This is a genomic window from Thauera sp. WH-1, from assembly GCF_047806685.1.
Lineage (GTDB): Bacteria > Pseudomonadota > Gammaproteobacteria > Burkholderiales > Rhodocyclaceae > Thauera.
Genome location: NZ_JBLQGP010000003.1, coordinates 192,550 through 205,702, shown reverse-complemented (window position 1 = coordinate 205,702; position 13,153 = coordinate 192,550). Strand labels below are relative to the sequence as shown.

Sequence of the window (13,153 nt, the reverse complement as noted above, 5' to 3'; positions counted from 1 at the left end):
GTGCCACGGTCGGAACACGCCCGAAACGCCACACACGCCCTCATCCACGCCCTTCACCTGACCCCTCGCCGGAGCCCGAACCATGTATGCAGCGATCCACACAGCAAGCACTGCGCAGGGCAAGCACCGGGGGGCACGCGCATTCAGGGCGACGGGAAGCCGCCGTGCCTCCGGCTCGCATGACTTCGACCCCGCCGCTGCCGACGAGCTGCAGGCCAAGCCCAGGGTCGGCAAGGTCTACCTGGTCGGCGCCGGGCCCGGCGACCCCGAGCTGCTGACGATGAAGGCGGCACGCCTGATCGCCTCGGCCCAGGCCGTCGTATTCGACCACCTAGTCGGCGAAGCCATCGTTGACCTGATCCCGGCCTCGGCGCGCCGCGTGTATGCCGGCAAGGAGGCCGGCAACCACGCTCTGCCCCAGCACGAGATCAATCAGCTCCTCGTCGATCTGGCCCGCCAGGGTCTGGACGTCGTGCGCCTGAAGGGTGGCGACCCTTTCATCTTCGGCCGTGGCGGCGAGGAAATGCAGGCCGTGCATGCTGCCGGCCTGGAGTGCGAGATCGTCCCCGGCATCACCGCGGCCGCCGGCGCGGCCTCCTGTACCGGCATCCCGCTGACGCATCGCGAGCATGCCCAGACCCTGGTGTTCGCCACCGGCCATCTCAAGGACGGCACGGTCGACCTGGACTGGCCCGCCCTTGCCCGTCCGCACCAGACGGTGGTGATCTACATGGGCCTGGGCGCCCTCGAGCAGATCTGCGCGGCGCTCGTCGCCCACGGCCTGCCCGCGACAACGCCGGCCGCGGTGATTCACGCCGCCACCACGCCGTCGCAGTGCGGCGTGCGCAGCACCCTCGCCGGCCTGCCTGCGGCGGTGCGTGACTCCGGTATCCGCGCCCCTGCGCTGATCATGATCGGCGAGGTCGTGTCGGTCGACCCTGGCCTGCTGCTTGCAGCACGGCTCGCGGCGACGGCCTGACCGCTCCGTCACGGGTCACACCACCGCGATCGCCCCAACGGCGGCGCAGCGCCCGCCGGACAGCGCAGAATCCTTCAAGTTCAAATGCGTATAATCCGCGCACGCCGCATTTCATCCAGGGATCTCCGCGCATGGCCGAAGAGAACCAGTTTTTCCGCCCGATCAGGGATTTCTGCCAGCGCGAAGTGATCACCTGCCGGCCCGAGGACAGCCTCGTTGCAGCGGTCGGACGGATGCGCGAACGCAACATCTCCAGCCTGGTCGTGGTCAGGGACGAGAGGCCTCACGGCATCCTCACCGACCGCGACCTGCGCAACAAGGTGGTCGCACCTGGCCTCGACCCCAGCACGCTCAGCGTCGCTGCGGTCATGAATGCCCCACTGGCCGTGATCGGCGAGGACGACGTGCTGTACGAGGCGCTGTACCGCATGTCGCGGTTGAAAATCCACCGCCTGGTCGTGGTCGATTCCGCGGGCGGGCTTGCCGGCATCATCACCGACACCGATATCCTCAGGCTGCAGGCGCACTCGCCGCATCAGCTCGTGCTCGACATCGAGAAGGCGAACTCCATCGATGCCCTGCGCCACCTGCACGAGCGCATCCAGAAGCTGGTGCTGCACTTGGCCGGCACCGGCGTCGCGATCCGCGACATGGTGAAGCTGATCGCCAACCTCAACGACCAGGTGCTGATCCGCCTCATCCATCTGCTGCGCAACGAGAAATACCCCGACCTCAGCGCCGACTTCGCCTTCGTCGTCATGGGCAGCGAGGGGCGCGGCGAGCAGACCCTGTCCACCGACCAGGACAACGCCATCATCTATGACGATGCGCTTGACAGCGCGCAGGTCGCGCGCCTCGTGGCCTTCTCGCAGGAGCTGATCGATGCGCTGATCTCGATCGGCGTACCCCCCTGCCCCGGCGGCATCATGGCCAAGAACCCCCAGTGGCGGCGCAGCCTGTCGGGCTGGAAGGTCGAACTCAACCGCTGGCTGTCGACGCCCACGCCCGACAACGTGATGACCGGCAGCATGTTCATGGACCTGCGTGCGCTCTACGGTCGTGCCGACCTGGTCGATAGCCTGCGCGAGCACGCCTTCCGGCACATGAGCCAGGACCAGGGCTTCCTGATGCGCATGGCGCAGAACATGACCAATTTTCACCCGCCGCTGGGCTGGTTCGGCCGCATCAAGGTCGAGAAATCGGGGCCCCAACGCGGCAAGGTCGACGTCAAGAAGGCCGGCATCTTCGCCATCACGGACGGCGTCAAGGCACTTGCGATCAAGGCACGCAAGCTCGACGGCAGCACCCATGACCGCATCGAGGCGCTGGTGGCCGACGGCGTGCTGAAGGATGACGCTGCCGCCGACCTGCGGGCGGCCTTCGACTTCCTCGTGCTGATGCGGCTGCGCGGCCATGTCGAGGCCCTGCGCGCCGGCCGCGAGCCGAGCAACTACATTGCGCTCGACCAGCTCAACGCGATGGAACAGGGTGAATTCCGCCTCGCGCTCGAGGGCGTCGTCAAGTTCCAGGCCTTCATCAAGCACCACTTCAGCCTGCATCTGCTGCGGCACTGAAGTCGTCACCGGTGGCAGGGGCCACCGCTCAATCCTCGATGAGTTGCCGGTGCACGCACACCGCGGTGGCGCGCGGGCGCACCGCGCGGCCCCTGGCCTCGACGTGCGCCCGCGTGAAGGCGGCGCCGAACAGCAGGATCAGCGACGAATAATTCACCCATAGCAGCAGCATCACCAGCGAACCCGCCGCGCCATAGGTGGAGGCGGTCGCCGTCGTCGCCAGGTAGAGCGCGATCAGGGCGCGCCCGAGCGCGAACAGCAGGGCGGTGACGAAGGCACCGAGCAGCACGTCGCGCCACAGCAGGATGACATCGGGCAAGACACGGAACACGGTCCCGAACAGCAGCGTGATCACCGCCAGCGACACCGTCCAGTCCAGCCCGAGTACAAGCGCGGGCGGCACCGGCAGCCAGTCCTGGGCAAAGGTGACCAGCGCGCGCAGCAGCACGCTGAGCGTCAGCGACACCAGCAGCACGAAGCCAATGCCGAGCACCACCGCCAGCGACAACAGGCGCGTCTTGAGGTAGATGAACACGCCGCTGCGGGTCGGGCGCGGCGCCACGCCCCAGATCGCGTTGAGCGACATCTGCATCTGCGTGAACACCGTGGTCGCACCGAACAGCACTGCGCCGATGCCCGCCAGCGTCGGCAGCAAGCCGCTTTGCTCGATGCGGCTGTTCTCGACCGCGGTCTGCACCGCGGCGGCGGCTTCAGCGCCGATCGCCGCCTGCAACTGCTCGACGATCTGGCCCTGTGCCGCGCTCTCGCCCAGCACCAGGCCGACCACGGTGACGGCGATGATGACCACCGGCGCGACCGAGAACAGGGTGAAGAAGGCTAGCGCCGCAGCGTGCATGAAGACCTGCGCATCCAGCCACAGGCGCACGGTTCGACTCAACACGCCGAACCAGTATCGAATGAGCGCAGTCACCGGCGTGCTCCCGCGCGACCGGCTGCGGAAAGGGAAACCCGGTAAAGGCCAGTAACCGCCACCCGCGGCGCGTTAAAGGGAAGGACGATCACATTCATGCGGCAAAAGATACCTCATGACACGGTAGCCGCCCACCTTTGCAGCCCGTCGCCGGCCGATGACCACGCCATGCGAGGCCTTGAGCCCGCCGCCATCACGACGATGCCGGACGGCCGCGCCGACGCGCACCTCAGCGACCCATCCGCCCGACGCGAGGCACTTCACGCGCGTCCGTCGATCGCGTGCAGCGCGCTCGGGACACGTTTTCGAACAAGCACGCGCAGCTGCCTATACTTGCAGCGTCCCCCGATCTGCGCCCCCAATGCGACTGCTCACCCACGGCGGTGTCGATACGACCCGCTTCTGGCCCGCCTCCGACAGGATCCGCGCCGCCCCTGCCCAGCGTGATTCCAGCGCCGCCCCGGTGAGGACGCTGCGCGGCGGCGGGGCACACGGCGTCGACGACCGCGCACGCCTGGATGGTGGCGGCAGCGCAGGCGGCTGGCGTGCATGGGCACGCGCCTTCGTGCTGGCGCTGGTGCTTGTGCTCGCCAGCGCCGGCTGTGCCGTGCCAGCGGCTCGGCCCGCCACACCGGCGGCCGCCCCCGAGCAGCCGGCGCACCGTATCTGGGTCGTGCATCACGGCTACCACAGCGGCATCGTCGTGCGCGCCGCAGATGTTGCGCCACAGGCCTGGCCGGCGCGGCGCGACTTTCCGCAGGCCGAGTTTCTGGAGGTCGGCTGGGGCGACCGCGAATACTACATGGCACCTGCCCCGGGGCTGTGGAGCGGCCTGCGCGCCCTGTTGTGGCCGACGCCGGCCGTGCTGCATGTGGTCGCCTTCGACGGGCCCGTCGAGCGCTACTTTGCCGAATTCGGCGTGGTCGAACTGAAGCTGTCACCGTCCGGCTTCGCGGCGCTGGTGGACGCCGTGAGCGACAGCCACGAGCGCGGGCCTGAAGCAGCAGGCGTGGGCACCCTCGCCCAGGGGCCCCAACTGGTCGGGCCAGGACTATACGGCGTCAGCCACTTCTACGCCTCGCGCGAGCGCTTCCACCTGTTCCGCACGTGCAACGTCTGGATCGCCGAGTTGCTGAGCACGGCAGGGGTTCCCCTGCGTCCCAGAACCGTGCTGACCGCCAACGCCTTGTTCACCCAGCTCCGCCCGCACGGCCACATCCTGCGTGAGCCGCCCTGAGCGGGCCAACGGTGCCGCCACCGCAGGCCAGCCCCGACTACTCGGTAACTGCCGTTGACGGGCGGAGGCTCACTCCCACTCGATGGTCGCCGGCGGTTTGCCAGAGATGTCGTACACCACCCGGTTGATGCCGCGCACCTCATTGATGATGCGGTTGCTGACCTTGCCGAGCAGGCTGTGCGGCAGCTCCGCCCAGTGTGCGGTCATGAAGTCCTGGGTCTGTACTGCGCGCAGGGCCACCACGTACTCGTAGGTGCGGCCGTCGCCCATCACGCCCACGCTCTTGACCGGCAGGAAGACGGCAAAGGCCTGGCTCGTCTTGTCGTACCAGTCGGCGGCGCGCAGCTCATCGATGAAGATCGCGTCGGCGCGGCGCAGCAGGTCGGCGTATTCCTGCTTGACCTCGCCGAGGATGCGCACGCCCAGGCCCGGTCCCGGGAAGGGGTGGCGATACACCATGTCGTGCGGCAGGCCGAGCGCCACGCCGAGCTCGCGCACCTCGTCCTTGAACAGGTCGCGCAGCGGCTCGAGCAACTTGAGGCCCAGCGTCTCGGGCAGGCCGCCGACGTTGTGGTGGCTCTTGATCGTGTGCGCCTTCTTGCTCTTGGCCCCGCCCGACTCGATGACATCAGGGTAGATGGTGCCCTGCGCCAGCCATTTTGCGTTCGGCAGCTTCCTGGCCTCGGCCTGGAACACCTCGACGAACTCGCGGCCGATGATCTTGCGCTTCTGCTCGGGGTCGGTGACGCCCTTGAGGTGGCCCATGAACTGCTCGGTCGCATCCACATGCACGACCTTGGCGTGCAGCCGCCCTGCGAACATCTCCATCACCAGCTTGCCTTCGTTGAGGCGCAGCAGGCCATGGTCGACGAACACGCAGGTGAGCTGGTCGCCGATCGCGCGGTGGATCAACGCCGCCGCCACCGAGGAGTCCACGCCGCCGGACAGGCCGAGGATGACCTCCTCGTCGCCAACCTGCTCGCGGATCTTCTGCACCGCCTCGGCGATGTAGTCGGGCATGTTCCAGTCGTGGCCGCAGCCACAGATGTCATGCACGAAGCGGGCGATCATCTCGCGTCCCTTGATCGTGTGCGTGACCTCGGGGTGGAACTGCACGCCGTAGAAGCCGCGCGTCTCGTCGGCCATCGCCGCGATCGGGGTGGATTCGTTGCTGCCGATGACCTTGAACCCGGGCGGCAGCTCGGTGACCTTGTCGCCGTGGCTCATCCACACGTCGAGCAGGCCATGGCCCTCGTCGTTCCGGCGGTCCTCGATGTCCGTGAACAGCTTGGAATGCCCGCGCGCGCGCATCTCGGCGTAGCCGAACTCGCGCTTGCTCGAGCTCTCGACCTTGCCCCCCAGCTGGCTGGCCATTGTCTGCATGCCGTAGCAGATGCCCAGCACCGGCACGCCGAGCTCGAACACCGCCTGCGGCGCGCGCCAGTCCTCGGCCTCGTACACCGAGTTGGGGCCACCCGACAGGATCACGCCCTGCGCGCCGAAGTTGCGCACGAACTCCTCCGACACGTCGAAGGGATGCAGTTCGCAGTACACCTGCTGCTCGCGCACGCGACGGGCGATGAGCTGGGAGACCTGGGAACCGAAGTCGAGAATGAGGATTTTCTGGTGAGCCATGGGCGCGAACGTCTCTAGCGTCTTGAAAAAAGGAAAGGCGGCCTCGCAGCCGCCTGGGAGATTGGGCACCACCCGATCAGCTGATCTGGTAGTTGGGCGCTTCCTTGGTGATCTGCACGTCATGGACGTGGGACTCGCGCATGCCGGCCGAGCTGATCTCGACGAACTCCGCCTGCGCATGCAGGGTCGGGATGTCCGCCGCACCGAGATAACCCATCGACGAGCGCAGACCGCCCATCAGCTGATGGATCACCGCCGTCACCGCGCCCTTGTAGGGCACCCGACCCTCGATGCCCTCGGGCACGAGCTTGTCGATGTTGCCGGTGTTCTCGTCCTGGAAGTAGCGGTCGGCCGCCCCTTTCTGCATCGCCCCGAGCGAACCCATGCCGCGGTAGGCCTTGTAGGAACGGCCCTGGAACAGCACCGTCTCGCCCGGCGCCTCCTCGGTGCCGGCGAACAGGCCGCCGAGCATGACGCAGTCGGCACCGGCGGCGATCGCCTTGGCGATGTCGCCCGAGAAGCGGATGCCGCCGTCGGCAATCATCGGCACACCCGTGCCGGCCAGTGCATTGGCGACGTTGTCGACCGCGGTGATCTGCGGCACGCCGACGCCGGCAACGATACGGGTGGTGCAGATCGAGCCCGGACCGATGCCGACCTTGACCCCGTCGGCCCCGGCATCGACCAGCGCCAGCGCAGCTGCGGCGGTGGCGATGTTGCCGCCCACCACCTCGATGTGCGGGAAGCGCTTCTTGACCCAGCTGACGCGGTCGAGCACGCCCTGCGAGTGGCCGTGCGCGGTGTCGACCACGATCATGTCGACGCCGGCCTCGGCCAGCCGCTCGGCACGCTCTTCGGTGCCCTCGCCCACGCCGATCGCCGCCGCCACGCGCAGGCGCCCCTGCTCGTCCTTGGCCGCCAGCGGATGCTCGGTGGACTTCATCATGTCCTTCACGGTGATCAGGCCGCACAGCTCGCCGGCATCGTTCATCACCAGCACGCGCTCCAGGCGGTGCACGCGCAGCAGCTCGCGCGCCTCCTCCAGGCTCGCGCCCTCGCGGACGGTCACCAGGCGATCCTGCGGCGTCATGATCTCGCTGACGAGCTGATCGTGGTTGGTCTCGAAGCGCGTGTCACGATTGGTGACGATGCCGACCACCTTGCCCGCCTGCACCACCGGCACGCCGGAGAAGCGGTGCTGGCGCTGCAGCGCGATGACCTCGCCCACGGTCATCGTCGGCGGGATGGTGATCGGATCCTTGAGGATGCCGGATTCATGACGCTTGACCTTGTGCACCTCGGCCGCCTGCTCGGCCGGGCTCAGGTTCTTGTGCACCACGCCGATGCCGCCTTCCTGCGCCAGCGCAATCGCGAGGCGGCTCTCGGTGACGGTATCCATCGCCGCGGAAACCAGCGGAATATTGAGCCGGATGCGGCGTGTGACCTGGCTCTGCAGACTCACGTCGCGCGGAAGAACCGTGGAGTGGGCGGGAACGAGAAGGACGTCATCGAAGGTCAGCGCCTTCTGAATCACTCGCATGGCTATTTTCCTTTCGACCAAATCCGTATTATACAGAGCGCTAAAGCGCCATGTAAGCGGCGCAGTCCGGAGATTCTCCATGATGCGCCCCGCCGTCCTCGTTCTTGCCCTGTTCCTCGCGCTACCGGCAATGGCGCAGATCTACAGCTGGAAGGACCGCGACGGCCGCGTGCACTACACCGACACGCCGCCGCCTACCGGCGAATTCACCGTGATCCAGCGCCCGCGCGGGCTGCAACTCGGCCCGCCGCCCGCCGAGGGCAGCGGCGACGCGGCCGCGGCGGCCGAGGGCGAGCCCGATCCCAACCGCCCGCGCACGCTGTCGGAGCGCGAACGCGAGTTCCGCGAGCGCCGCGCCGCGCAGGCCGAAGCCCAGGCCAAGACCCAGGAGGACGCGGCGCGCGAAGCCGAGCGCCAGCGCTTCTGCGAGCAGGCGCGCAACCAGCTCGCGGCCCTCGAATCGGGCCAGCGCATCTCGCGCTTCAATGCCCAGGGCGAGCGCGAGTTCCTCGACGACGACGCCCGCAGCGCCGAAGCGGCACGCCTGCAGGGGCAGATCGCCCAGCACTGCCAGTAGGGGATGACCGCGGGATCAGGCCTGCAGCTCAGACCTGCTCTTCGGCCGGACCGCCCCCCTTCTTCATCACCTTGCCCTCGTCGGCACGCTTCTTCCGTACGGCCTTCGGGTCGGCAATCAGCGGGCGGTAGATCTCGACCCGGTCGCGGTCGTGCAGGGCGGCGTCCGCCTTCACCAGCTTTGCATACACGCCGAGCTTGTTCTTGCGCTCGAGCTCGATGTCCGGGTACTTCGCCAGCAGGCCGGAGGCTTCGACCGCATCGCGCACCGTCGCCCCCTCGGGCAGGCGCAGCTCGACCCGTTCCTGGCGCTGCGGCAGCGCATACACGACCTCGACGTGAATCATCGCGCTCATCTTCAGGCCTTTACGTAGATCTGCCCGGCACGCTTCACGAAGGAATCGACGAAGGTGTTGGCGATGTGGTTGAAGACGGGACCGAGCACCTTCTCCAGCAGCTTGCTGGAGAACTCGTAATGCAGGCTGAATTCGACCTTGCAGGCGGTGTCGCCCAGCGCGGTGAATTGCCAGTGGCCGTCGAGATGGGTGAAGGGGCCGTCGGTCAGCCGCAGGCGCATGTCGCTCGGGTAGCGCTTGGCGTTCTCGGTGCTGAAATGCGCCTTGATGCCGTGGTAATTGATGTGCAGCGTCGCCGAGGTGAGCTCGGCGGTCCGCTGATGCACATCGGCACCGCCGCACCAGGGCAGGAACTGCGGATAGTCCTCGCACCGGTCGACCAGGTCGAACATCTGTGCGGGCGTGAATTCGATGAGAACGAGCTTCTTGACGTCGGCCATGCGCAAGCCTGCCTGTCGGCCCCCACACCCGCCGGAACGGGCGCGCAGCCAAACTGTTAAAATGCGCGATTCTACCGCATGCGGGCACCCCCGTTCGCTGCCGCGCCCCGCGCCCGAGGAATCGCCACACCATGAGCATCATCGAAAACCGCAAGGCCACGCACGACTACTTCATCGAGGAAAGGCACGAGGCCGGCATGGTCCTCGAGGGCTGGGAGGTCAAGGCCATCCGCGCCGGGCGCGCCAACATCAAGGAATCCTACGTCGTCATCCGCGGCGAGGAGATCTTCCTGTTCGGGATGCACATCACCCCGCTCACCACCGCCTCCAGCCACGTCCGCCACGACCCCACGCGCACGCGCAAGCTGCTGCTGCACAAGAAGGAGATCGCCCGCCTGATCGGCAAGGTCGAGCGTGCCGGCTACACCCTGGTGCCGCTCGACATGCACTTCAAGCAGGGCCGCATCAAGCTCGAGATCGGGCTGGCGAAGGGCAAGAAGCTGCACGACAAGCGCGAGGACGAGAAGAAGAAGGACTGGGAGCGCGAGAAGCAGCGCCTGATGCGGGTCAAGGCCTAAGGGCGCGCACGCTCACGAGCTGCACGACAGCATCGAACACCCCGCCTTGTGGCGCGCCCAGTCCGGGCGCCTGGCGGCGAAGCGCTCGCGCCCCGGCTGCGCCTCATAGGGCTTGCGCAACACCTCGAACAAGGTCTCGAGCTCACTCAGGTCGCCCTGTTCGGCCGCATCGATGGCCTGCTGCGCCAGGTAATTGCGCGGCACGTAAAGCGGATTGACGCGGTTCATCGCGGCACGCCGAGTCTCGGCCGCCACGCCCTCCTCCGTCACCCGCGCCGCGTAGCGTTGCAGCCAGGCCGAAAAGTCGCGCGCCACCGCCGCGCGGCGAGCCTCGACGTAGAACACGCCCCCATCGAGCCCGGTCTCGAACAGGGCCGGATCAGGGGCGGCCGGGTCCAGGTCGGCCAGGCGGCGGAAGAAGAGCGTCATGTCCATCTCGCCCGCCTGCAGGATGCGGTGCAGCTCGTCGAGCAGGTGCTCGTCCGCCTGCGTGTCGTCATCCGTCACGCCAGCCCGCCAGGATTCAAGGCCGAGCTTCGCGGCCATCTGCCGCCGGTACTCGGCCTCATGCACGCGGGCATAGCCCGCCAGCGCGCGCTCGAGCGGCTCGACCTGCTGCATCACCGGATACACGGCATTGGCCAGCTGCCACAGGTTCCAGTGCGCGATGCGCGGCTGGTGGCCGAAGCGATAGCGGCGCCCCCCGGCGTCGGTCGTGTTCGGCGTCCAGTCGGGGTCGAAGTTGTCGATCCATCCATAGGGTCCGTAGTCGATCGTCAGCCCGAGGATCGACATGTTGTCGGTGTTCATCACCCCATGCACGAAGCCGACCCGCATCCAGTGCGCCAGCAGGACGGCCGTGCGCCGGCAGACCTCCTCGAACCAGGCCAGGCGACGCGCCACCGGATCGCGCTCGGTGGCGAGCTCGGGAAAGTCGCGGGCGATGGTGAAGTCGATCAGGCGCTCGAGCAGGGGCTCCTCGCCACGCGAGGCGAAGATCTCGAAGTTGCCGAAGCGGATGAAGGACGGCGCCACGCGGCACACCACCGCGCCCGGCTCGGGCCGGGGATGGCCGTCGTAGAACATGTCGCGCACCACATGCTCGCCGGTGGCCACCAGACTGAGCGCACGCGTGGTCGGCACGCCAAGATGGTGCATCGCCTCGCTGCAGACGAACTCGCGGATCGACGAGCGCAGCACCGCACGCCCGTCGGCCCGGCGCGAATACGGCGTGGGCCCGGCGCCCTTGAGCTGCAGTTCCCAGCGTTCACCTCGCGCATTGATCGCCTCGCCGAGCGTGATCGCCCGCCCGTCGCCGAGCTGCCCCGCCCAGTTGCCGAACTGATGCCCGCCATAGCAGGCGGCGTAGGGTTCCATGCCCGGCAGCAGCGCGTTGCCGCCAAACACGTCGGCAAAGTGCTGGCTCCGGACATCGGCCTGATCGAGGCCGAGCAGTTCGGCCACCTCGGGCGACCACGCCAGCAGCGTCGGTGCGCGCACCGGTGTCGGCTCGACCCGCGAATAGCAGGCCCCATGCACCTGGCGAACGTGCCGTCCGTGCTCCGGATCACCGGGCAGCTCGCGCACGAAGCGGTTGTCGAATCGAAGATCATTCATTGGGCTAGGGTCTTGTCGGGCGTTGAGGCCAGGCTGCGCTGACCGGAGGGTGGGGCCTTCCTGGAGCCGGCGAGGACTGTCCGAGCCGAGCGCAGCGACGGCGAGTTCCGCAGCCGGCGGAAGGAATGCCCCGCGCTGCGGTCAAGAGCGCGCCGAAACCGCCCGGCGCCCCACCGCCCTCAGCCCCGTCGAGGATCAAAGGCGTCGCGCACCACGTCAGCGAACAGGTTGGCCGCCAGCACCAGCACGAACATGAATACAAACGCGGCCGCCAGTGACCACCAGACCATCGGCTCGCGGGCAAGTTCGGCGCGCGCCATGTTGATCATGGTGCCGAAGCTGATCGTGGTCGGATCGACACCGATGCCCACATAGGACAGCACGGCTTCCGCCAGCACCAGCCCGGAGAAGTCCATCACCAGCGCGATCATCACGATGTGCATCACGTTGGGCAGGATGTGGCGGCGCAGAATGGCCGGCGTCTTCACCCCGAAGGCGCGCGCCGCCTGCACGTATTCCAGCTCGCGCAGCTTCAGCGTCTCGCCGCGCAGCAGGCGCGCGAGCCCCGTCCAGCTCGTGATGCCGAGGATGAAGCACAGCGCCAGCAGGCGCGCGTCGGAGCGCTCGGCGGCGGTGTCGAACCACTGCGGGTTGGTGTCGATGATGACCTGCATCATCAGCACCGCGGCGGCGATCAGCAGCACGCCGGGAATGGCGTTGAGCACGGTGTACAGGTACTGCACGGCATCATCCACCCAGCCGCCCAGGTAGCCGGCGGCGATTCCGAGGGCGACCGCGAAGGGCATCATCACCAGCGTCGTGATGGTGCCGATCACGAGCGCAGTGCGCACGCTCTTGAGGGCCAGATACAGGACGTCCTGGCCGACCTTGTCGGTGCCGAGCACGTGATACAGGGGCGCGAGTTGCAGGCACAGCGCGACGATCAACAGCACGAAGGCCAGCGTCACTAACGCGGCGCGCCAGGCCAGCACGGTGCGCCCGCCGAGGATCGCCACCGCCACCGCCCCCCAGCCCAGCCCGCTGCCACGCCACACCGTCGTCACCAGCAGCACGAAGGCGACGGCCGACCACAGCGCGGCCTGCCCCACGGCGTTGGCCACCCGCGCCGCCACGTCCGCGCCGCGCTCATGCTCGGGAGCCTGCAAGTGAGCGGCCCCGTGCACAAGCCGCGGGTAGTCGCGCACCTGGCGGCCATCCTCGAGCTCCATGGTCTCGCGCTGGTACAGGCGCCATGCAAAAGGGGCGGAGTAGGTCTTCTCGGTCTGCAGGCGCAGCGGCATCAACAGCGCGTCGAGCACGGACAGCACCTCGGTCGAGTACTGCGCAGCCAGCGCGCCCTCGCCCGCAGCGCGCTCGGACTCTGCCCCTTCGCCCGCTGCCGAGCCTGGCGCCTGCTCGCCATCCTCTGCAGCGGGCGTGGCCGCCACCGGCGGCAACAAGGGTCGGTAATGCAGGCTGTCGAGTAGGCCGACCGCGACGAAGGCGAACAGCACGGTCGCCGCGGCCATGCCGGTGGGGCGCTTGCCAACCTTGCGCCAGGCGGCACGCAAGGGCTCCTGCCCGCGCACGTAGAGCGCGGCCAGCACCGCCACGCCGACGAGCAGGAAGAGCAGCACGTCGGTCCACAACAGCACCGGCTGGAAGCCCATCGGTGTTCCCCACGGCGTGC

General features: G+C 68.1%; 12 protein-coding genes. 5 read left to right on the top strand and 7 right to left on the bottom strand.

All coding sequences use genetic code 11. The features are described 5' to 3' along the window. The first annotated feature begins 82 nt into the window (after positions 1 to 82). On the top strand, positions 83 to 979 hold the full coding sequence (cobA, locus tag ACMV5O_RS05175; RefSeq protein ID WP_416162492.1) for a uroporphyrinogen-III C-methyltransferase: 897 nt from the start codon (positions 83 to 85) through the stop codon (positions 977 to 979). Between the two features lie 131 nt (positions 980 to 1,110). Next, a complete protein-coding gene (locus ACMV5O_RS05170) occupies positions 1,111 to 2,553 on the top strand; it encodes a DUF294 nucleotidyltransferase-like domain-containing protein (RefSeq protein WP_416162491.1) in 1,443 nt (480 codons plus the stop codon). Between the two features lie 28 nt (positions 2,554 to 2,581). Here ACMV5O_RS05170 and ACMV5O_RS05165 read toward each other — a convergent pair whose 3' ends face one another. Further along, positions 2,582 to 3,484 carry a YihY/virulence factor BrkB family protein gene (locus ACMV5O_RS05165; protein ID WP_416162490.1) on the bottom strand — a complete coding sequence of 301 codons (903 nt, stop codon included), beginning with the start codon at positions 3,482 to 3,484 and terminating at the stop codon, positions 2,582 to 2,584. 361 nt (positions 3,485 to 3,845) lie between these two features. On the opposite strand from ACMV5O_RS05165, the gene ACMV5O_RS05160 reads away from it, so the two are divergent. Next, positions 3,846 to 4,721, top strand: coding sequence for a DUF2459 domain-containing protein (locus tag ACMV5O_RS05160; RefSeq protein WP_416162489.1), 876 nt, complete (start codon positions 3,846 to 3,848; stop codon positions 4,719 to 4,721). A 69-nt stretch (positions 4,722 to 4,790) separates the two neighbouring features. Here ACMV5O_RS05160 and guaA read toward each other — a convergent pair whose 3' ends face one another. Together guaA and guaB are read right to left on the bottom strand one after the other, a co-directional pair. After that, the gene (gene guaA, locus ACMV5O_RS05155) at positions 4,791 to 6,356 is read right to left on the bottom strand and encodes a glutamine-hydrolyzing GMP synthase (protein ID WP_416162488.1); all 1,566 of its coding nucleotides are present in this window, start codon (positions 6,354 to 6,356) and stop codon (positions 4,791 to 4,793) included. A 76-nt stretch (positions 6,357 to 6,432) separates the two neighbouring features. Next, complete coding sequence (gene guaB, locus ACMV5O_RS05150) at positions 6,433 to 7,896, bottom strand: IMP dehydrogenase (protein ID WP_416162487.1); 1,464 nt, start codon at positions 7,894 to 7,896, stop codon at positions 6,433 to 6,435. Between the two features lie 79 nt (positions 7,897 to 7,975). Between guaB and ACMV5O_RS05145 the strand changes: the two genes are divergently transcribed. Continuing rightward, positions 7,976 to 8,473, top strand: a complete 498-nt coding sequence (locus tag ACMV5O_RS05145; RefSeq protein WP_416162486.1) for a DUF4124 domain-containing protein — start codon at positions 7,976 to 7,978, stop codon at positions 8,471 to 8,473. Positions 8,474 to 8,501: 28 nt separating this feature from the next. Here ACMV5O_RS05145 and ACMV5O_RS05140 read toward each other — a convergent pair whose 3' ends face one another. Continuing rightward, the gene (locus tag ACMV5O_RS05140) at positions 8,502 to 8,828 is read right to left on the bottom strand and encodes an RnfH family protein (protein ID WP_416162485.1); all 327 of its coding nucleotides are present in this window, start codon (positions 8,826 to 8,828) and stop codon (positions 8,502 to 8,504) included. A gap of 2 nt (positions 8,829 to 8,830) precedes the next feature. Further along, positions 8,831 to 9,268, bottom strand: coding sequence for a type II toxin-antitoxin system RatA family toxin (locus ACMV5O_RS05135; protein ID WP_416162484.1), 438 nt, complete (start codon positions 9,266 to 9,268; stop codon positions 8,831 to 8,833). A gap of 131 nt (positions 9,269 to 9,399) precedes the next feature. Here ACMV5O_RS05135 and smpB point away from each other — a divergent pair, with 131 nt between their 5' ends. Beyond that, on the top strand, positions 9,400 to 9,846 hold the full coding sequence (smpB, locus tag ACMV5O_RS05130) for an SsrA-binding protein SmpB (RefSeq protein ID WP_324540967.1): 447 nt from the start codon (positions 9,400 to 9,402) through the stop codon (positions 9,844 to 9,846). Positions 9,847 to 9,858: 12 nt separating this feature from the next. Here the strand turns inward: smpB and ACMV5O_RS05125 are convergent, their stop codons facing one another. Together ACMV5O_RS05125 and ACMV5O_RS05120 are read right to left on the bottom strand one after the other, a co-directional pair. Further along, positions 9,859 to 11,463 (bottom strand): protein adenylyltransferase SelO, encoded by a 1,605-nt coding sequence (locus ACMV5O_RS05125; protein WP_416162483.1) that lies wholly within the window; start codon positions 11,461 to 11,463, stop codon positions 9,859 to 9,861. A gap of 179 nt (positions 11,464 to 11,642) precedes the next feature. Next, a complete protein-coding gene (locus ACMV5O_RS05120) occupies positions 11,643 to 13,133 on the bottom strand; it encodes an ABC transporter permease (protein ID WP_416162566.1) in 1,491 nt (496 codons plus the stop codon). Positions 13,134 to 13,153 lie beyond the last annotated feature (20 nt).

What these genes read in the sequence shown, in the direction of transcription:
- ACMV5O_RS05140 (WP_416162485.1), bottom strand. Translation starts at nt 8,828, where the DNA reads ATGAGCGCGATGATTCACGTCGAGGTCGTGTATGCGCTGCCGCAGCGC.
- ACMV5O_RS05120 (WP_416162566.1), bottom strand. Translation starts at nt 13,133, where the DNA reads ATGGGCTTCCAGCCGGTGCTGTTGTGGACCGACGTGCTGCTCTTCCTG.
- ACMV5O_RS05135 (WP_416162484.1), bottom strand. Translation starts at nt 9,268, where the DNA reads ATGGCCGACGTCAAGAAGCTCGTTCTCATCGAATTCACGCCCGCACAG.
- guaA (WP_416162488.1), bottom strand. Translation starts at nt 6,356, where the DNA reads ATGGCTCACCAGAAAATCCTCATTCTCGACTTCGGTTCCCAGGTCTCC.
- ACMV5O_RS05170 (WP_416162491.1), top strand. Translation starts at nt 1,111, where the DNA reads ATGGCCGAAGAGAACCAGTTTTTCCGCCCGATCAGGGATTTCTGCCAG.
- smpB (WP_324540967.1), top strand. Translation starts at nt 9,400, where the DNA reads ATGAGCATCATCGAAAACCGCAAGGCCACGCACGACTACTTCATCGAG.
- cobA (WP_416162492.1), top strand. Translation starts at nt 83, where the DNA reads ATGTATGCAGCGATCCACACAGCAAGCACTGCGCAGGGCAAGCACCGG.
- guaB (WP_416162487.1), bottom strand. Translation starts at nt 7,896, where the DNA reads ATGCGAGTGATTCAGAAGGCGCTGACCTTCGATGACGTCCTTCTCGTT.
- ACMV5O_RS05145 (WP_416162486.1), top strand. Translation starts at nt 7,976, where the DNA reads ATGATGCGCCCCGCCGTCCTCGTTCTTGCCCTGTTCCTCGCGCTACCG.
- ACMV5O_RS05160 (WP_416162489.1), top strand. Translation starts at nt 3,846, where the DNA reads ATGCGACTGCTCACCCACGGCGGTGTCGATACGACCCGCTTCTGGCCC.
- ACMV5O_RS05125 (WP_416162483.1), bottom strand. Translation starts at nt 11,463, where the DNA reads ATGAATGATCTTCGATTCGACAACCGCTTCGTGCGCGAGCTGCCCGGT.